Source organism: Streptomyces sp. NBC_00162 (assembly GCF_024611995.1).
Lineage (GTDB): Bacteria > Actinomycetota > Actinomycetes > Streptomycetales > Streptomycetaceae > Streptomyces.
On record NZ_CP102509.1, the window covers coordinates 5060935 to 5078036 of the forward strand.

Sequence of the window (17102 nt, forward strand, 5' to 3'; positions counted from 1 at the left end):
TATGCGTGCGATGGCAGCGAAACAACCGAGGGAGATCACCCGTAGCCGGTGGCGTACATGCCCATGGGCCCGGTCCTTCAAGAACAGGTGCCTGCCCGACCACCGCCCGGCCCACATCTCAGTAGGCGGCGTCACGCGACACGGGCGCCATACAACCACAACGAAACGAGGACCCCCAGCCGATTGCGGCGGGGGGTCCTCGTGGTTGTGCCCTCGGCAGGATTCGAACCTGCGACACCGGCTTTAGGAGAGCCGTGCTCTATCCCCTGAGCTACGAAGGCGGGGGTCAGTCGATGACCGCTGACAGCCTAGCGGATCGTGTTGCACGGATGCGCCCCCAATAGTTCAGGTCAGCAGCCGCCGCCGACGGCGGGCGGGGCGCCGATCCGCAGGGTGGCCGGAGTGGCCGGGGTGGCGCAGCAGCCGCCGCCCGTCCGGTCCGGTGCGGGCTCGTCGTAGAGGCCCGCGCCGCCGCACACGCCGGTTTCGGGGAGGGTGAGTTCGACGCGCTCGGCGGCTTCGCGGTCTCCGGCGAGGGCTGCGGCGCGTCGGCGGCCATGAGATCGACGCGAAGAAGCAGGCGAAGTAGAAGAAGGGCCGGGTGTCGGCCGGCTCAGTCGCGGTCGATGTGCACGCTGGTCGACTTCACCCGGGCGGTGGCCCGCATGCCGACCTCCAGCCCCAGTTCCTCGACGGCCTCCCGGGTCAGCAGGGACACCACGCGGTGCGGTCCGGCCTGCACCTCGACCTGGGCCGCGACGTCGCCGAGCTTGATCCCGGTCACGATCCCGGGGAAGGCGTTGCGGGCCGAGGTGTACGGGGCGTCCGCGTCCTCGGCGGAAGAAGCCTCCTGGGCGGCCTCCACGCAGAACGCCGCCAGGTCGGGGCCGTCGACGATGCGGCGCTTGCCGTCCCGGCGGGTGGGAAAGCGGTCGGCGTCCGCCCACCGCCGGGCGGTGTCGACGCTCACGCCCAGCAGTCGCGCGGCCTGTCCGATGGTGTAGGACTCCATGCGCCCCACCCTAGACGCGCGTCGGCGCCGCACGACCGCCGGTACGCCGGCCACGCGGGCGGCCCCCGGCCCGGCCCGGACGTGCCGGGCCGGGGTCCGGGGGCTTCCGCCCGTGAACCTCAGGGCCGGATGATCCGCACCTGGAAGCTGCCGTTGCGCAGTTCGCCCACCACCGAGACGCTGATGCCCGCCTTCTCGTCGGTGAACGTCTCGCCCGGCCGGAACGGCGCGTCCGACAGCTCCGCGTGCACGTTGGGCCGCCGGGTGCAGCCGCCGCTCGTGCTCGTGCTGTCCGACACCGTCACCGGACCGCGCCCGGTGTCCACGTCGGAGTCCACCTTGTAGATGAGGACGCCGGGTTTGCAGACGGACTCGTCGTTCCCGGCCTGCGTGCGCACTTCCACCGCGTACCCGGCGCTCTCGGACACCGGGACGAAGGCCAGCTTCGTCCCGCCCGAGACCGCCAGCGGCGACAGGACGTGGTCGCTGGCGCCCGACTTCGACGCGCAGCTGATCTGCGTGCTGTCCAGCCAGCCCAGCTTCCACTTGTGCCAGCCCAGCAGGTCGTTGTTGGAGCCCCAGTCCTCGCTCATGATGTCCCAGTGCCCGACGGTGCTCCCACCGTCGGCGGTGTACAGGTCGGGCAGCCCGAAGATGTGCCCGTTCTCGTGCGGGAGGACCCGGTAGCCGGTCTCCCGGTAGGTGCCGGAGCCGTCGTCCTGACGGCTGTAGACGAAGGACGTGTTGGCGAGCGGCACCCCGTCGGCGACCGGCGCCTCGCCGTTGCCCGAGAAGGTCACCGACAGGACGGTGTCCAGGGCGGACGGCCCGGCGTTCGGGGTGATCAGGATGTTGATCAGGTCGTACTTGCTGAAGTCCACCTCGGAGTCGGCGACCTTCGCGATGTGCTCGACGAGCTGCCGGTAGCCCGGTTCGTACGCGGACCCGCGCTCGATCCCGTACGCCGCGAAGGGCATCGGCATCCGCAGCCAGGTCCTTATCGGGGCCTCGGCCCGGTAGCTGAGCCGGCCGTAGGAGCTGGTCCGGAACCAGTTGGAGGTCTGGGGGAAGAACTCCGCCAGCCGGTCCAGGGCCGTGCCCTCGCCCTTGGCGTCGGGGAAGTCGATCATCAGGTTCAGCGCCTTGACCTCGCCGGTCGAGCGCGCGTACCCGGGCGGCGTCGGCAGGCCCTCGGACATCTGCACGCCCATCGTGCCGGCGATCCGGCAGGGCGCGAGTGCCGACTCGGCGGTCGTGGCCACGGCTCCGGCCGCCGACTGGCCGCGGCTGGATATCCCCGTGCTCGCCGTCGCCGTGACACCGAGGGCCAGCGCGGTCAGGGCGATGTACGCGCTGGTTCGGCGTGGTCTGCGTATCCGCCGGCCGGTCTGCGACATGAAGATCGCCTTCGGGTCCGCGGCAGCCGGCCCTCTCCGGACTGCGCTCTGTTCGTCACCCTCCGACGGGTGCGGCGCGCCCGCGCGCCGGGAGAGGCCGAACGTGGATCGGTGCGTGACTCAGGTCACACGGAGGAGTGAAATAACCGGGGAGCGGATCCCCGTTTGTACGTGAGTCCCACGAAGTGGGGACCGGCTCCCCGTTTGGCGGGGCGCCGTACGTGATCACACGCCAGGAAGGCCCCGGAATGAAGCGCCCCAGCACCACCGCCCCGGCGGCCCTGCCCGTCCCGGGAGCGGCCGTGGACCTGGCGGTGCCCGCGGTCCAGTGCGTGGCCGACGGCGCGGGCCCCGTCCCGCGCCCGCGCGCCGACGCCGTCCGCAACCGCGAACGGATCCTGGCGGCGGCCCGCGAGGCCTTCGTCGAGTTCGGAGCCGCGGCCCCCTTCGACGAGGTCGCCCGCCGGGCGGGCATCGGAAACGCCACCCTCTACCGGCACTTCCCCGACCGCCCCACCCTCGTCCACCACGTCGTGCTCTACGTGATGGAGCGGGTCAGCGCCCAGGCCGAGGCGGCGCTCGCCGAAGAGCCCGACGCCTTCGCCGCGCTGTGCCGGTTCACGCACGCCGCCGCGGACGAGCGGATCGGCGCCCTGTGCACCATGCTCGACGGCGACTTCGACTTCGAACACCCCGAACTCATCGCGGTGCGCAGCGCCTTGGAGGCCGGTGTCGAGGCCCTGCTGACGACCGGCCAGGACGCCGGACTGGTCCGCACGGACATCGGCGTCGGCGATCTGGTGGTCGCCCTCTCCCAGCTCAGCCGCCCCCTCCCCGGCACCGCCTGCCTCGACACGGACCGCTTCGTCCACCGTCATCTCCAGCTCTTCCTCGACGGGTTGCGGGCCCCGGCCCGCTCCGAACTGCCCGGTTCGGCCGCCACGTTCGACGACCTGAGGCAGAAAACCATGTGACACACCCAGAGCTTCCTTACTAGGTTTTTCCGGTCTATTCAGTCATTCCGCACAGTGAAACGGGTACACCCATGCCAAAAACAGCCGCGACACCGCCGCTGGCCGCAGATCCCAGCCGCTGGAAGGCGCTCGTCTTCATAGCCCTGGCGCAGCTGATGGTCGTCCTCGACGCGACCATCGTGAACATCGCCCTCCCCTCCGCCCAGACCGACCTCGGCATCTCGGACGGCAACCGCCAGTGGGTCATCACCGCGTACGCGCTGGCCTTCGGCGGACTGCTCCTCTTCGGCGGCCGCATCGCCGACAAGTGGGGCCGTAGGAACGCCTTCATCGTCGGTCTCATCGGCTTCGCCCTGGCCTCCGCGCTCGGCGGCGCCGCGAACGGCGAGGCCATGATGCTGGGCGCCCGCGCCCTCCAGGGTGCCTTCGGCGCCCTCCTCGCCCCGGCGGCCCTCTCCCTGCTCGCGGTGATGTTCACCGACGCCAAGGAGCGCGCCAAGGCCTTCGGCATCTACGGTGCCATCGCGGGCGGCGGCGGCGCCGTCGGCCTGATCCTCGGCGGCGTCCTCACCGAGTACCTCAACTGGCGCTGGACCTTCTTCGTCAACATCCCCTTCGCGATCATCGCGGCCGTGGGTGCCTGGATGGTCATCCGCGACGCCGCCGGCTCCCGCAACCGCGCACCGCTCGACATCCCCGGCGTGGTGCTGTCCACCCTCGGTCTCGTCTCGCTGGTGTACGGCTTCACCCGCGCCGAGTCGGCCGGCTGGTCGGACGCCGTGACCGTGGGCATGTTCATCGCCTCGGCGGCGCTGCTGTCCGCGTTCGTCTTCGTCGAGTCCAAGGTGAAGTCCCCGCTGCTGCCGCTGCGCGTCCTGCTGGAGCGCAACCGCGGCGGTGTCTACCTCTCGCTCGGTCTGGCCGTCATCTCGATGTTCGGCCTGTTCCTCTTCCTCACCTACTACCTGCAGGTCGTGAAGGGCTACTCGCCCGTCATGACCGGCTTCGCCTTCCTGCCGATGATCGCGGGCATGATCACGGGCTCCACGCAGATCGGCGCCCGGCTGATGACCCGGGTCGCGCCGCGCCTGCTGATGGGCCCCGGCTTCCTGCTCGCCGCCACCGGCATGCTGCTGCTGACCCAGCTCGAGGTCGGATCCTCGTACCCGGCGCTGATCCTGCCGGCGCAGCTGCTCCTCGGCCTCGGCATGGGCACGGCGTTCATGCCGGCCATGTCCCTGGCCACGCACGGGGTGAACCCGGCCGACGCCGGTGTCGCCTCCGCCATGGTCAACACCTCGCAGCAGGTCGGCGGCGCCATCGGCACCGCGCTGCTGAACACCATCGCCGCCTCGGCGACCACCGCGTACCTGACCGACCACGCGGCCGAGGCCGCGGCGGGCGGCGCGGCTGGCAAGCTGATCCAGGCGCAGGCCATGGTCGAGGGCTACTCCTCCGCCATTTGGTGGGCGGTCGGCATCCTGGTCGCCAGCTCGGCCATCGCGCTGACGCTGATCAACACCGGCCGTCCCGGCGCGGGCGGCCCGGTGGCCTCCGGTTCCGGCGCCGAGGACGCCGAGATCAAGATTCCGGTGATCGCCCACTGACGGGGGCGACGGCGACGGGAGTGCCCGTCCGGGAATGACTGAACACCCCGCTTGGTTCAAATTTGAACCAAGCGGGGTTAGTCTTTTCGTGTCGGCCCCGCACCACGGCCCCGACCCCCCCCGTCCCGAGGAGCGCCCCGATGAGCTCTGCCCCGACCCGCATGCCCGCGCTCTACCTCAGCCACGGAGCGCCGCCGCTCGCGGACGACCCGGTCTGGCCGGGCGAGCTGGCCGCCTGGTCCGCGGAGCTGCCCCGCCCCACCGCGATCCTGATGGTCTCGGCCCACTGGGAGGAGGCCCCGCTCGCCCTCGGTGCCACACAGCCGGTCCCGCTCGTCTACGACTTCTGGGGCTTCCCCGAGCACTACTACCAGGTCCGCTACGAGGCCCCGGGCGCTCCGCGGCTCGCCGCGTCGGTCCGCAAGCTGCTCCAGGCCCCCGGCACCCCGGTCCAGGACATACCCGACCGCGGCCTGGACCACGGCGCGTACGTCCCCCTGGTGGAGATGTTCCCGGAGGCCGACATACCGGTCCTCCAGATCTCCATGCCGACACTGGACCCGCGCCGCCTGATGGACATCGGCCGCAAGCTGGCGCCCCTGCGCGACGAGGGGGTCCTGATCGTCGGCAGCGGCTTCTTCACGCACAACCTGGCCGCGCTGCGGCACACGGGCCCGGGCGTCCCCGCCTGGTCCGCCGAGTTCGACGCGTGGGGCCACGAGGCGCTGGCCGCGGGCGACCTGGACTCCCTGCTCGACTTCGAGGTCAAGTCCCCGTCGGGCCGCCTCGCGCACCCCCGTACGGAACACTTCGCCCCGCTCTTCGTCACGCTCGGCGCGGCGGAGGCCTCCGGCGACCTCGCCGCCCGCCGGGACACGGTGGACGGCTTCTGGATGGGCCTCTCGAAGCGCTCCCTCCAGTTCGGCTAGGCCGTGCGCAGTGCGCCCGTGATCGCCTCGTCGATGGTGAACCCCTTGGCGGGCCCTTCGGGGACGATCACCTCCGTCCCGTAGGGCATCCGCACCTCGGAGGCATACCGTGCCTCACCCGGCACGGGGCCGGTCAGCACGCTGACGGTGCCGTGCCCGTCGTAGTCGTCGATCATCACGTACACCGGGATTTCGGCCCGCGCGTACGCCCGCCGCTTGCGTTCGCGGTCGCGCTCGAGGGATTCCTTGCCGGGTGACACCACTTCCGCGATCAGCTGGACCGCGGAGGCATCGATTCCGAGACCGTCCTCGGTGACGTGCTCCTCGGCGTCTTCCAAGGCGATGAACACGTCCGGGATCCAGACCTTGCGCTTGTGGATGACGTTCATGTCCTGGCGGGCGACGAACTCGCCCTGCGCGAGGAAGACGACCAGCGCGTCCCGCAGGCGATTGGCGATCCGACCGTGTGAGTAGCGACCCGTGGGTGACACCTCGATGAACCCCTCGACGATCTCGGCGTGGTAGCCCTCGGGGAGTTCCATGGCTTTCCATGCCTGCCACAGGACGTCGTCCAGGTCCGACGGGGGAGTCGCGACCTTCGGCATTACGGCCTCCAGCGTCTCGTGGGCGAGAGCGGTCATGTGCAGCACCTCCTCTAAGTGTGGGCGTCGCCGGCCGGGCGGCACAAGCGACCCTCTGACGCTAGGGAGGTGCTGTCCCATGCCGAAGGGATATGCCGATGCCTCACTCGGACGGGTGGCCCGGGCCCGGTCCCAGGGGCTTCTCGTACCAGCGCACGTCCCAGTAGCGGCCGAACTTCCAGCCCGCATCCGTGAACTCCCCGACCCGGCGGAAGCCGAAGCGTTCGTGAAGGCGGACCGAGGCCTCGTTCGGGAGGGCGACGCCGGCGAACACGCGGTGGACCGGCTCCTCGGCCAGCGCCGTGAAGAGGGCGTCGTAGAGCACCGTGCCCACGCCGCGGCCCACCGCGTGCGGGGCGAGGTAGACGCTGGCCTCCACCGACGTCGCGTAGGCCGGTTTCGGGCGGAAAGGGCTGCTTGTCGCGTATCCAGCGATTCGATCGCCGGTCCAGGCAACCAGAAGCCGGTGCGGGCCGTCTTCAGGGTGGGAGTGCAGCCATGGGCGGCGCTGTTCCGGGGTGAAGACGGCCGTGTCGAAGGTGACGGCGGTCTCGCGGACGTAGTGGTTGTACACATCCGTGAGCGCTGCCAGGTCGGCCTCCGTTCCGGGCCTGACCTGCACCTCTTCGTGTTCTTGCGGCACACTGCCCCCTCTCGTGGCGGGGCAGGATACTGCAAGATCTCGGAAAAGAGGGGGCAACGTGGGAATTCTGTCCCGATTCCAGTCGTTGTTTCCTTCGGAAGCGGGCACTCGGGAGAGTGTCCGGGGACGCACCACCCCGCCAGGGTGGCCGTCCGGCAGCCGCACCGCGACCGAACTCATCGCAAGGGAGCACGCATGGCAACCCGCGCCGTCGCCCGTCGTCAGTCCACGAGCAGCGCCCGCGCTGTGGGCGGGGAGATCGCAGACCGCGACCTGGTCGGCATGTACCTGGACGAGATCGCGCGCACCCCGCTGCTCGACGCCGCCAAGGAAGTGGAGCTGTCCCAGATCATCGAGGCGGGCGTGTACGCCCAGCAGCTCCTCGACGGAGTCATAGAGCGCGAGGGCACGACACCTTCCCGCGAGGAGCTCGAGGCGCTGGCCGCCGAGGGCGAGCGCGCCAAGGAAGTCTTCATCCGCTCCAACCTGCGCCTCGTGGTGGCCGTCGCCCGCCGCTACCCGCGCAGCGGCCTGCCGCTCCTCGACCTCATCCAGGAGGGCAACGCCGGCCTGGTCCGCGCGGTCGAGAAGTTCGACTACGCCAAGGGCTTCAAGTTCTCCACGTACGCCACGTGGTGGATCCGCCAGGCCATCACCCGCTCCATCGCCGACCAGTCCCGCACCATCCGCCTCCCCGTCCACCTGGTCGAGGAGCTCGGCCGGATCCGCCGCGTCCAGCGCGAGTTCAACCGCGAGCACGGCCGGGACCCGGAGCACGCCGAGGTCGCCGCCGAGCTGGACTCGACGGAGAAGCGCGTGGGCGACGTACTGGACTGGGCGCGCGACCCGGTCAGCCTCAACATGTCCGTGGACGACGACGGCGACACGCAGTTCGGCGACCTCCTCGAGGACACCTCCGCCATCTCGCCGGAGCAGTCCGTGCTCTCGCTGCTGCGCAGCGAGGAGCTGGAGGACCTGCTCGGCAAGCTCGACCAGCGCACCGCGTCGATCATCAAGATGCGGTACGGCATCGACGACGGCCGCGAGCGCACCCTGACGGAGGTCGGCAAGCAGCACGGCCTGACCCGCGAGCGAATCCGCCAGATCGAGAAGCACGCCCTCCTGGAGCTGAAGCGGATGGCGCGCGACACCGGCTTCGACGCCGTGGCCTGACCGGCCCGCGTCGCAGCCCCCCGGACGAGCCCCGGTGCCTATCCCCCCCAGGTGCCGGGGCTCCCTACGCCCCGGCCAGCCGCGCGGCCAGTGCGTGCGCCGCCGTGGACAGCGCGGCCGGGGCCTGCACCGTGAACGGCAGTCCCGTCATGGCCAGCCGCGCCACCAGCCACTCCGGAGCGTCCCCGCTCTCGAAGCGGACCCGCGTGCCGTCGTCGCCCGCGCCCGGAGCGGCCGCCTCCCGCAGCCACTCCGGCAGCTCCGCGCGGCCCGCCGCGAAGGTGACCTCCACGGCGTACGTCTGCCGGCCCCGCAGCCCCCTGCGCACGAACTCCCGCGCATCCATCGGCAGCTCCCGCGGCGCGAACCGGGTCCCGGTCGCGAAGGCCTCGCCCACCCGGTCCACCCGGAAGGTCCGCCAGTCCCCGCGCTCCAGGTCGTAGGCGACCAGGTACCAGCGGCTCCCCGCGCTCACCAGCCGGTACGGCTCCACCAGCCGCCGGGACCGGGCGCCGTCCCGCGCCTCGTACGCGAACCGCAGCCGCTCCGGCCCCGCCACCGCCGAGGCCATCGTCGTCAGCGTCCCCGGGTCCACGCTCGGCCCGTCGCCCCGGGTCAGCGCGACCGTGGCCGACTGCAGCGCGCCCACCCGGTGCCGCAGCCGCGACGGAAGCACCTGCTCCAGCTTGGCCAGGGCCCGTACGGAGGCCTCCTCCACCCCCTCGATCGCGTGCCCGGCGCCCGCCCGCAGCCCCACCGCGATCGCCACCGCCTCCTCGTCATCGAGGAGCAGCGGCGGCATCGCCGCCCCCGCCACCAGCCGGTAGCCGCCCTCCGCCCCCAGCGTGGCCTCGACCGGGTAGCCCAGGTCCCGCAGCCGCTCGATGTCGCGCCGGATCGTGCGGGGGCTCACCCGCAGCCGCTCCGCGAGCTCGCTCCCGGGCCATTCGCGCGGGGTCTGCAGGATGGACAGCAAGGAGAGCAGCCGCGCCGGGGTGTCGGTCATGCATTCCAGGTTGCCAGCGAAATAGGACACCGACTGACCTACATGCCGTCTAGGTTTCTCTCCATGAGCACCGAGACGTCCAAGACATCGCCCGAAAGAGAGAACGGGCCCGCACAAGAAGAGCGGAACGCACTCGCAGAAGCACGTGGCGACGGTGAAGCGTCGCACGAAGCCCCCGGGCACGCTCCCGGGCACGCCCCCGGCGAAGGACCGGCCGACCGCCGCCGCTGGCTGGCGCTCGCCATCGTGATGACCGCGGCCTTCATGGACCTGGTCGACGTCACGATCGTCAACATCGCGATACCCAGCATGCGCCAGAACTTCGGCGCCTCCACCAGCGCCGTCCAGTGGATAACCGCCGGCTACGCCCTCGCGTTCGCCGCGGGCCTGATCACCGGCGGCCGCCTCGGCGACATCTTCGGCCGCAAGCGCCTCTTCCTCATCGGCATCGCGGGCTTCACGGCCGCCTCGCTGCTCTGCGGCATCGCCGCGAACCCCTCGATGCTCGTCGCCTCCCGCATCCTCCAGGGCGGCATGGCGGCCATGATGGTGCCGCAGGTGCTGGCGATCATCCACGCCACCTTCCCGCCGCACGAGCGCGGTAAGGCCTTCGGCATGTTCGGTGCGGTCGTGGGTCTCGGTGCCGTCTCGGGCCCGATGCTCGGCGCGCTGCTCACCGAGTGGAACCTGTTCGGCCTCGAATGGCGCCCGATCTTCCTGATCAACCTGCCGGTCGGCATCGCGGGCGTACTCATGGGCCGCAAGTTCATCACCGAGTCCAAGGCCCCGCAGGCGCTGCGCCTCGACCTGGTCGGTGTCGTGCTCGCGACCCTCGGCCTGGTCATGCTGATCTTCCCGCTCACCCACGGCCGGGAGAACGACTGGCCGCTGTGGGGCTTCGTGGCCATGGGCGCCGCGCCGGCCGTCTTCGCCGGGTTCATCGCGTACGAGAAGTACAAGATCAAGAAGGATGGCTCCCCGCTCGTCGAGCTCTCCCTCTTCAAGATCAAGAGCTTCGCCGGCGGTGTCGCCGTCCAGCTGACCTTCGGCATCGCGACCGGCATCTTCTTCCTGGTCTGGACGCTGTACATGCAGATGGGCCTCGGCTGGAGCGCGCTGCGCGCCGGCGCCACCGGCATCCCGTTCTCCCTCGGCGTCTCGGCTGCCGCGGGCCTCTCGGTCCAGAAGCTCGTCCCGCGCTTCGGCCGCAAGGTGCTCCAGGCGGGCGCGCTGACCATGGCCGCGGGTCTGCTCCTCTACATCTGGGAGTCGCAGCGCTACGGGATGGAGATCGCCTCCTGGCAGATGGCGGCGCCGCTGGTGATCATGGGCATCGGCATGGGGCTCATCGTGGCCCCGATCACCGACACCGTGCTGTCCGAGGTGCCCCGCGAGCACGCCGGATCGGCCTCGGGCCTGATCAACACCACCCAGCAGATGGGCAATGCGCTCGGCCTCGGCCTGACCTCCGTCGTCTTCTTCGGGCTCATCGACGACGACATGGTCCTCGGGGCGCCGTACACCGAGGCCTTCCGCGGTGCGCTGTGGTGGGTCGTGGCCGTCATGGTCCTGATCTTCGCGGTGATGTTCGCGCTGCCGCGCAAGTCGATCCCGATGGAGCAGCGCGAGGGCGGCTCGGAGCACCCGGCCACGGTCCAGGAGAAGGTCCCGGCCGTCTGAGGTCTTCCGGCCCCACTTCACGGACATGCCCGCCTTTGTTGGCGGGCATGTCCGTTTCTCTTTGTTTCACGGCGGGGCCATTCCGGCCGGCCGCCTCGACTTCGAACCGGACCTCACCGAGCGCGAGACGACCGCCGCCCGGCTCGCCGACCACACCGGCATCGACCCCGAACTCCTCGTGGCTCAGGGCGTGGACGTCACCGCCGTCACGATCACCGGCGAGACCCGCGCGAACATCTCCCTCGCCGAACCGGACGGCACCCTCACCAAGATCAACGCCGTCGGCCCCGAACTCACCCCCGGGGAAGCCGCGCTGCTCCTGGACACGGTCCGGACCTGCTCCGGCGGCTCCGCCTGGATCGCCTGCTGCAGCAGCCTCCCGCGCGGCCTGCGCCCCGAGTGGTACGCCGACCTCGTCCTCCGCACCCACGAGGCCGGTGCCCGGATCGCCCTGGACACCTCGGGCCCGGCCCTGCTGGCGGCGCTGCCCGCCCGCCCCGACGTGATCAAGCCCAACGCGGAGGAGCTCGCCGAAGCCGTCGGCCGGCCGCTGGCCACCCTCGGCGACGTCGTCAAGGCGGCCGAGGAACTGCGCTCGCTGGGCGCGGGCGCGGTCCTGGCCTCCCTCGGCGGCGACGGCCAGTTGCTGGTCTCCGATGAGGGCACCCACTACGGCACCGCGCCGGCCCCCGCGGTCCGCAGCAACGTCGGGGCGGGCGACGCCGCCCTGGCCGGCTTCCTGATCGCGGGAGGCACCGGCCCCGGCCCCGGCGCCCTTGCCTCGGCCCTGGCCCACGGCGCGGCCGCCGTCCAGCTCCCCGGCAGCACCATGCCGACCCCCTCGGACCTGCGTCCCGAAGCGGTCCGGATCACCCAGGACCTGCCCCTGGACCTCCCCCTGTCGGCACCCGCCACGGCCTGAACCGTCGCCGCCCGAACCGGCGTCGGCGTCACCTCACCCGCGCGCGGAGCTCCATGGCTCCGCGCGCGGCCGCTTCGCTCTCGTACACCTCGCACATGTGCCGCCCGTCCGGCGTCGCCGTGTGCTCGACCTCCCACAGGCTGACCTCGGCCCCGTCGAGCAGGACGAACGCGTGCTCGTACAGGCTGAAGCCGGCGTCCCGCCCGCCCGACGGGCACTGCCGCCCGCCGAAGGACTGCGTGATCTGGTGCGCGTACGCCGACCGCAGCCGCGCCGCCACCTGTTCGCCGGGCCGGTCCGCGTTCTCCGCGCGGCGCAGCACCCGCCGGGCGTGGTCGGCGGACTGCTCCACCGCGTACTCCCGGTGCGGTCGCGTCGACGCCGAGGCCGCGAACAGCGCGCTCAGCAGCGCCACATCGTCGTCGGGCTCCTCGTCACCCGGCAGCAGCAGCGGGTCCAGAGCGGCCTCGGACGGGGATTCACCGAACAGCCGGGCCACCGCCAGGCAGGTCTCCGCCTTGCTCGCGAAGAGCTCGTGCCGGACCGTCCGGTCGCCCTCCTCCCGGTACACCAGTTCCCACAGCGACACCGAACCGCCGTCGGCCAGCAGATAGGTGTGCCGGTGGGTCTCCCGCCAGCATCCCGTCGCCGGGCTGTGGTGGGTGGTGTAGAGCGAAGAGCTGTGTGCGAGCGCCGTGCCGAGGCGCTCGACGAGCCTGTCGGGCAGGTCGAAGGAGTTCAGGGCGCGGCCGAGGAGCCGGCCGAGGTGCGCCTCGGTTGTCTCGTACGGATCGCTCAAGGTGGGTCTCCAGGCCGTCGCAGCTTGTCACTTCGCGGAAGCTCAACGTAACCCCTCGCTCTGACATCACGTCCGGGGTTCGGTAAAACGTCCGGGAAGCAACAGGGGTTCCCGCCACACCTTCAGGTCAACTTCCGTACGGAAGGGCATGGTTACGCCCGCTCTGTGATGAAGCGCGGGACTATGGGCCACATGGCAACGAACACAGTGGGCGTCCCCCGCCGGCAGGGGCGGCCCGGCACCCGGCACGAGGGCGAACAGGACGCCGCGGCAGCCGCCGGACGGGGGCCGGCCTGGCTGCTGGTCCTCACCGGGGCGGCCGGGGTGCTGGCCTCCTGGGTCATCACCCTGGACAAGTTCCTCCTGCTGGAGGACCCCGATTTCAAGCCCGCCTGCAGTCTCAACCCCGTGGTCTCCTGCGGCAGCGTGATGAAGAGCGACCAGGCGGCGGCCTTCGGCTTCCCCAACCCCATGCTGGGGCTGGTCACTTACGCCGTCGTGGTGTGCGTCGGCGCGGGCCTGCTGGCCGGCGCGCGCTACCGCGGCTGGTTCTGGCTGGGTCTGAACGCCGGAACCCTCTTCGGCGTCGGCTTCTGCTCCTGGCTGATGGTCCAGTCGCTGTACGAGATCAACGCGCTCTGCCTGTGGTGCTGTCTGGCCTGGGTGGCCACGCTGCTGATGTTCTGGGCGGTCACCGCGTACAACGCCCGTACGGGGATCCTGCCTTCGCCCGGCCCGGTACGGGACTTCTTCGCCGAGTTCGGCTGGGCCCCGCCCGCCCTGCACATCGGGGTGATCGCCATGCTCGTCCTCACCCGGTGGTGGGACTTCTGGACCGGCTGACGGCGCGGAACGCGAGAGGGCCCCGGCAGCTGGACGCTGCCGGGGCCCTCGTCGTTTCGCTCCACGGGCACGGGGCCCGGAGATCAGCTGCCGACGGAGGCGTTGCCCGAGAGGACCGGGATGTTGTCCAGGATGTGCGAGAGCGGCTCGTCGCCCTTGGCCTGGGTGGAGTTCTCGGTGCACTGCTGGTTCTGCGGGTTCGACAGGACGTTGATGTCCTGGACGCCGACGTTGGCGATCAGCGCGAACAGGGACTGGGCGTTGACCTTGACCGGCAGGCCGATGCAGGGCTTGTTCAGGGTGCCCTGGACCAGGCCGAGCTGCGGGCTCTGGTCACCGTGGGTCTTCTGGTTGCCGTAGATCTGCTGGGCACCGTTGCCGTTGACGGTGTTGACCCCGTTGTCGTTGCCGATGGCCATGGCCGGGGCCGCAGCAGCAGCGCCCGCGCCGACCGCGGCGGCGGTGACGGCGGCGGCGGTCATGATCTTCTTGAACATCTTGATCCTTCTGTCGCACGAGTGCCCGCTAACGGAGCGCCCTGGTCAACTGCCCTGCCAGGAGGTTGGTTCCGCTGCTTCACTCAAACGGCCCGTGTGGCGCGAGGTTTTCCCCGGCCCGGGTGAGAGGCCCCCGGACGCCTGCGCGAAGCCCGTACGAAGCGCGCAGTCGGCCCGCCTCCGGTTGCGCTCCGTACGAGGTGTTCGCACGGTGGGTGAGGGAGCGGATCGCTCAGGTCCGTATCCGCGCGACCACGAGAAGGAACATCCATGCACCCCACGAAGCCCTCCCGCGCCCGCCGCGTCCGCCTCCTTGTCCCGTCGGCCCTCGCCGTCGTCATACTGTCCGGCGCGGCGGCCCCCGCGGGCGCCGTGGAAAGCGACCGCGGAGCCGCGCTCAGCCGGCGAGCCGCGGCGGGCCCCGTCGACGACCTCATCAACGGCATCCTCGAATCCATCAAGGCCCTCCTGCCGCCGGGCATCAGCCTGCCGGACATTAAGATCCCGGAGATCAAGCTGCCCGAGATCAAGCTCCCCGAGATCAAGCTGCCCGAGATCCCGGGGGTCCAACTCCCGCAGATTCCGGGTGTGGAGATCCCGGGGCTGCCGTCGCTCACCCCGCCGGCGCTGCCGGACCCGGCGGACCCGGCGGACCCGGCGGACCCGGCGGACCCGGCGGACCCGGCGGACCCGGCGGACCCGGCGGAGATCGTGCCGGAGCTCCCCGACGTCGAGGTCCCGGGGATTCCGGACCTTCCGTAACGTCCGGAACGCGCCGTGGTTACGACTATTGAGCTGAACAGGTCTGATCGCGGACGGAACCGTGTCGTCAGGGAAGATGGACCGTTTCGCTCGATGTGAGCCCCGGATCGGGGCAGAACATCGAACAGAAGGTGCACTTCCCATGAACTCTGCCAAGAAGGCCGCTCTGGTCCTGGCCACCGCTGGTCTCGCCGCGGCCGGTGCCGCCGGCTCCGCCGTCGCCGACTCGTCGGCCGAGGGTGCGGCCGTGGGTTCCCCCGGCGTCCTCTCCGGCAACCTGCTCCAGGTCCCGGTGCACGTCCCGGTCAACGTCTGCGGCAACACCGTGAACGTGATCGCGCTGCTGAACCCCGCGTTCGGCAACGTCTGCGTCAACGACTGACGTCGGCTGTAGAACGACTGTGGGCGCCCCGGCCTCGCCGGTGGCGCCCACAGTCACGTTCGGGCCGCTCAGCGGGCGCCGCCGTTGAGCTGCACGCCGCCGAGGAGCGGGGACGCCTGGGTGGCACCGTTCGCGAGGCCGAGCACCTCGCCGGGCAGGTTGTTGCGGACCTTGTTGACCCTCTGGACGGTGCCCAGGACCGTGTTGAGGTGGCCGCCCTGTTCGGCCAGTCCGGCGCCCACGGTCTGGGGGAGCGACTCGGAGACGGGGTTCACGGCCTCCGTCACTTCCGTCACCCCGCTCGTCAGGCTCATGGGCACCGCGGACGGGGCATCGGCGGCGAAGGCGGGGGCGGAGGCGCCGAGGGCGGCTACGGAGCCGGCGACGACAGCGGCGACCTTCGTGAGCTTCATTTATCGAAATCCTCTTCTTTTCGTGGGCAGAGGCGTCGGCGGCGACCGTCGCGCCGCTTTCGCCATGGGTAACGATTCCCCGCCGATCCGGAAACGCGTCGCGCGGGTACATGACAGCGGCCGGAGAATCCGACAAGGGATTCTCCGGCCGATATTTCTTCCGATTACCGGTATTGCCGGTCAGGCGATACGCGACCGCCGGTAAAGAATGGCGCCACCGAGGATCAGTGCCGTGGCGAGGGCCGCCGCGGCCGCGGGCTGGCCCGCGCCGGTCTCGGCCAGCATCGGCGCGGTCACGTGCGCGGGAGCGGGCGCCGGTGCCGGTCCGGGCGCCGGGGCGGGGAGGGGCGTCGGTGCCGCGGCCGCCGGGGGCAGGTGGACGGGTGTGTCACCGGCGGGGGCGGCCGGGGGCTGGTCGGCCGGACGGACGACCTCCGGTGCCGGGTGCTCGACGGGCTGGCTCCCGTGCGGCGGCCGTGGTGCGGGCGCCTCTTCCACGACGGGGGCGGGCGCGGGAGCCGGGGCCGGAAGCGTGACGGGTGCCTCCTCGACCGGGGCGGGAAGCGGTGCGGGTGCCTCCTCGACCGGTGCCGGGAGCGGTACGGGCGCCTCCTCCGGGACGGGCTCCGGCCCGGGAGCGGGGGCGGGCAGCGGCTGGGGAGCCTCGTCCGCCGGCGCGGGGGCGGACGGCGCCTCGGGACTCGGTGCGGGCGCCTCCTCGACCGGGGCCGGGTGCTCCGCGACGGGCTCGGGCATGGGGTGCGGCCGCTCGGGCGCCGGGGGCGCGTGGTGCACCGGCGGCGGCGGGGCGTGCTCGGGGTGGTCGTCGCACTCCTCCTTGCCCTCCTCCCCGCCGGGGCCGCCGTAGCCGCCCTCCTGGCGCGGCTCCTCCTGGCGCGGCTTCGCGTGCCGCGGCCCCTGGCGGGGCTCCTCGTCCCTCGGCTGCTCGTAGCGCGGCGACTCGTGGCGCTGCTCCGGCACCGCGTGCCGCGGTCCCTCGCGCTCCTCGAGGTAGCGCTCGAAGGCCTCGGCGTTCTCGGGGCTCAGGTAGCGCCCGTAGTCGTGGCCGTCGTCGGAGTGCGAGCCGGTGGTGGTGACGCAGGTGTTCCCCATCGCGGGGTTGAGCGCCGCACCTCCGTCCACGCTGTTGCCGCACACGTTGGGTGCGAAGGTGACCGGTACCGAGACGCTGTTGCCGGCCAGCACACCCGGGGAGTGCGAGGCCTCGGCCGTCGCCCCCTGATGCGCGTAGGCCGCGCCGGCCGCGATCGACAGCAGACTCGACGCTGCCGCCGCCGTGAGCATCCCCTTGCCCAGTACCTGTCGGCTCAGTACCTGTCGCATGGGTCCTTCCCTGTCTACCGGCGCTGGTGCCGGTGCTGAATCGAAGGTGGCCTCGGAGTGCACCGCCGTGCACTCCGA

18 protein-coding genes, 1 tRNA gene and 1 pseudogene are annotated in these 17102 nt (G+C 71.5%); 9 read left to right on the forward strand and 11 right to left on the reverse strand.

The features are described from left to right. Nucleotides 1-208 precede the first annotated feature (208 nt). The 4 genes and pseudogenes from JIW86_RS23670 to JIW86_RS23685 form a co-directional block, all read right to left on the reverse strand. Nucleotides 209-281: transfer RNA gene (locus JIW86_RS23670), tRNA-Arg, on the reverse strand. A gap of 69 nt (nucleotides 282-350) precedes the next feature. Continuing rightward, nucleotides 351-554 (reverse strand): annotated as a pseudogene (locus tag JIW86_RS23675) (flavoprotein); the annotation flags it as partial. Nucleotides 555-613: 59 nt separating this feature from the next. After that, nucleotides 614-1012 carry a TOBE domain-containing protein gene (locus JIW86_RS23680; RefSeq protein WP_215149186.1) on the reverse strand — a complete coding sequence of 133 codons (399 nt, stop codon included), beginning with the start codon at nucleotides 1010-1012 and terminating at the stop codon, nucleotides 614-616. 119 nt (nucleotides 1013-1131) lie between these two features. Beyond that, nucleotides 1132-2409, reverse strand: coding sequence for a M6 family metalloprotease domain-containing protein (locus JIW86_RS23685; RefSeq protein WP_257555843.1), 1278 nt, complete (start codon nucleotides 2407-2409; stop codon nucleotides 1132-1134). A 248-nt stretch (nucleotides 2410-2657) separates the two neighbouring features. Here JIW86_RS23685 and JIW86_RS23690 point away from each other — a divergent pair, with 248 nt between their 5' ends. The 3 genes from JIW86_RS23690 to JIW86_RS23700 all read left to right on the forward strand — a co-directional run bounded on the left by JIW86_RS23690 (nucleotide 2658) and on the right by JIW86_RS23700 (nucleotide 5919). Next, nucleotides 2658-3383 (forward strand): TetR/AcrR family transcriptional regulator, encoded by a 726-nt coding sequence (locus JIW86_RS23690; protein ID WP_257555844.1) that lies wholly within the window; start codon nucleotides 2658-2660, stop codon nucleotides 3381-3383. A 71-nt stretch (nucleotides 3384-3454) separates the two neighbouring features. Continuing rightward, entirely contained in the window at nucleotides 3455-4990 is a 1536-nt protein-coding gene (locus JIW86_RS23695; RefSeq protein ID WP_215149183.1) for an MFS transporter, read from the forward strand. A 140-nt stretch (nucleotides 4991-5130) separates the two neighbouring features. Then, on the forward strand, nucleotides 5131-5919 hold the full coding sequence (locus JIW86_RS23700) for a dioxygenase (protein ID WP_257555845.1): 789 nt from the start codon (nucleotides 5131-5133) through the stop codon (nucleotides 5917-5919). Here JIW86_RS23700 and JIW86_RS23705 read toward each other — a convergent pair. Together JIW86_RS23705 and JIW86_RS23710 are read right to left on the reverse strand one after the other, a co-directional pair. Then, nucleotides 5916-6560 (reverse strand): Uma2 family endonuclease, encoded by a 645-nt coding sequence (locus JIW86_RS23705; protein ID WP_257555846.1) that lies wholly within the window; start codon nucleotides 6558-6560, stop codon nucleotides 5916-5918. The genes JIW86_RS23700 and JIW86_RS23705 overlap by 4 nt on opposite strands. Before the next feature lie 103 nt (nucleotides 6561-6663). Then, on the reverse strand, nucleotides 6664-7203 hold the full coding sequence (locus JIW86_RS23710; RefSeq protein ID WP_257555847.1) for a GNAT family N-acetyltransferase: 540 nt from the start codon (nucleotides 7201-7203) through the stop codon (nucleotides 6664-6666). A gap of 195 nt (nucleotides 7204-7398) precedes the next feature. Between JIW86_RS23710 and JIW86_RS23715 the strand changes: the two genes are divergently transcribed. Further along, nucleotides 7399-8376: a sigma-70 family RNA polymerase sigma factor gene (locus JIW86_RS23715; RefSeq protein WP_215149180.1), complete on the forward strand. Its 978-nt coding sequence runs from the start codon at nucleotides 7399-7401 to the stop codon at nucleotides 8374-8376. A gap of 64 nt (nucleotides 8377-8440) precedes the next feature. On the opposite strand, the gene JIW86_RS23720 is transcribed toward JIW86_RS23715, so the two are convergent. Continuing rightward, on the reverse strand, nucleotides 8441-9382 hold the full coding sequence (locus JIW86_RS23720) for a helix-turn-helix transcriptional regulator (RefSeq protein WP_257555848.1): 942 nt from the start codon (nucleotides 9380-9382) through the stop codon (nucleotides 8441-8443). A 63-nt stretch (nucleotides 9383-9445) separates the two neighbouring features. Here JIW86_RS23720 and JIW86_RS23725 point away from each other — a divergent pair, with 63 nt between their 5' ends. Together JIW86_RS23725 and JIW86_RS23730 are read left to right on the forward strand one after the other, a co-directional pair. Further along, nucleotides 9446-11062, forward strand: a complete 1617-nt coding sequence (locus tag JIW86_RS23725; protein ID WP_416237590.1) for an MFS transporter — start codon at nucleotides 9446-9448, stop codon at nucleotides 11060-11062. 25 nt (nucleotides 11063-11087) lie between these two features. Then, nucleotides 11088-11984, forward strand: coding sequence for a hexose kinase (locus JIW86_RS23730; RefSeq protein WP_257555849.1), 897 nt, complete (start codon nucleotides 11088-11090; stop codon nucleotides 11982-11984). Between the two features lie 28 nt (nucleotides 11985-12012). On the opposite strand, the gene JIW86_RS23735 is transcribed toward JIW86_RS23730, so the two are convergent. After that, nucleotides 12013-12783: a DUF6227 family protein gene (locus tag JIW86_RS23735; protein WP_257555850.1), complete on the reverse strand. Its 771-nt coding sequence runs from the start codon at nucleotides 12781-12783 to the stop codon at nucleotides 12013-12015. Nucleotides 12784-12975: 192 nt separating this feature from the next. Between JIW86_RS23735 and JIW86_RS23740 the strand changes: the two genes are divergently transcribed. After that, nucleotides 12976-13626, forward strand: coding sequence for a vitamin K epoxide reductase family protein (locus JIW86_RS23740; protein ID WP_406366887.1), 651 nt, complete (start codon nucleotides 12976-12978; stop codon nucleotides 13624-13626). Nucleotides 13627-13709: 83 nt separating this feature from the next. Here the strand turns inward: JIW86_RS23740 and JIW86_RS23745 are convergent, their stop codons facing one another. Continuing rightward, nucleotides 13710-14123 (reverse strand): rodlin, encoded by a 414-nt coding sequence (locus JIW86_RS23745; protein ID WP_215149174.1) that lies wholly within the window; start codon nucleotides 14121-14123, stop codon nucleotides 13710-13712. Nucleotides 14124-14393: 270 nt separating this feature from the next. Here JIW86_RS23745 and JIW86_RS23750 point away from each other — a divergent pair, with 270 nt between their 5' ends. Further along, complete coding sequence (locus tag JIW86_RS23750; RefSeq protein ID WP_257555852.1) at nucleotides 14394-14885, forward strand: hypothetical protein; 492 nt, start codon at nucleotides 14394-14396, stop codon at nucleotides 14883-14885. A gap of 142 nt (nucleotides 14886-15027) precedes the next feature. Then, nucleotides 15028-15267, forward strand: coding sequence for a chaplin (locus tag JIW86_RS23755; protein ID WP_030845163.1), 240 nt, complete (start codon nucleotides 15028-15030; stop codon nucleotides 15265-15267). A 68-nt stretch (nucleotides 15268-15335) separates the two neighbouring features. Here the strand turns inward: JIW86_RS23755 and JIW86_RS23760 are convergent, their stop codons facing one another. Next, the gene (locus JIW86_RS23760) at nucleotides 15336-15680 is read right to left on the reverse strand and encodes a hypothetical protein (RefSeq protein ID WP_257555853.1); all 345 of its coding nucleotides are present in this window, start codon (nucleotides 15678-15680) and stop codon (nucleotides 15336-15338) included. A gap of 180 nt (nucleotides 15681-15860) precedes the next feature. Then, the gene (locus tag JIW86_RS41705) at nucleotides 15861-17024 is read right to left on the reverse strand and encodes a chaplin (protein WP_322975544.1); all 1164 of its coding nucleotides are present in this window, start codon (nucleotides 17022-17024) and stop codon (nucleotides 15861-15863) included. Nucleotides 17025-17102 lie beyond the last annotated feature (78 nt).

Bases quoted from the DNA above. Each gene is read 5' to 3' on its own strand.
- JIW86_RS23715 (WP_215149180.1), top strand. From the start codon at position 7,399: ATGGCAACCCGCGCCGTCGCCCGTCGTCAGTCCACGAGCAGCGCCCGC.
- JIW86_RS23700 (WP_257555845.1), top strand. From the start codon at position 5,131: ATGAGCTCTGCCCCGACCCGCATGCCCGCGCTCTACCTCAGCCACGGA.
- JIW86_RS23695 (WP_215149183.1), top strand. From the start codon at position 3,455: ATGCCAAAAACAGCCGCGACACCGCCGCTGGCCGCAGATCCCAGCCGC.
- JIW86_RS23730 (WP_257555849.1), top strand. From the start codon at position 11,088: ATGCCCGCCTTTGTTGGCGGGCATGTCCGTTTCTCTTTGTTTCACGGC.
- JIW86_RS23755 (WP_030845163.1), top strand. From the start codon at position 15,028: ATGAACTCTGCCAAGAAGGCCGCTCTGGTCCTGGCCACCGCTGGTCTC.
- JIW86_RS23705 (WP_257555846.1), bottom strand. From the start codon at position 6,560: ATGACCGCTCTCGCCCACGAGACGCTGGAGGCCGTAATGCCGAAGGTC.
- JIW86_RS23750 (WP_257555852.1), top strand. From the start codon at position 14,394: ATGCACCCCACGAAGCCCTCCCGCGCCCGCCGCGTCCGCCTCCTTGTC.
- JIW86_RS23725 (WP_416237590.1), top strand. From the start codon at position 9,446: ATGAGCACCGAGACGTCCAAGACATCGCCCGAAAGAGAGAACGGGCCC.
- JIW86_RS23720 (WP_257555848.1), bottom strand. From the start codon at position 9,382: ATGACCGACACCCCGGCGCGGCTGCTCTCCTTGCTGTCCATCCTGCAG.
- JIW86_RS23760 (WP_257555853.1), bottom strand. From the start codon at position 15,680: ATGAAGCTCACGAAGGTCGCCGCTGTCGTCGCCGGCTCCGTAGCCGCC.
- JIW86_RS23680 (WP_215149186.1), bottom strand. From the start codon at position 1,012: ATGGAGTCCTACACCATCGGACAGGCCGCGCGACTGCTGGGCGTGAGC.
- JIW86_RS23745 (WP_215149174.1), bottom strand. From the start codon at position 14,123: ATGTTCAAGAAGATCATGACCGCCGCCGCCGTCACCGCCGCCGCGGTC.
- JIW86_RS23740 (WP_406366887.1), top strand. From the start codon at position 12,976: ATGGCAACGAACACAGTGGGCGTCCCCCGCCGGCAGGGGCGGCCCGGC.
- JIW86_RS23685 (WP_257555843.1), bottom strand. From the start codon at position 2,409: ATGTCGCAGACCGGCCGGCGGATACGCAGACCACGCCGAACCAGCGCG.
- JIW86_RS23690 (WP_257555844.1), top strand. From the start codon at position 2,658: ATGAAGCGCCCCAGCACCACCGCCCCGGCGGCCCTGCCCGTCCCGGGA.
- JIW86_RS41705 (WP_322975544.1), bottom strand. From the start codon at position 17,024: ATGCGACAGGTACTGAGCCGACAGGTACTGGGCAAGGGGATGCTCACG.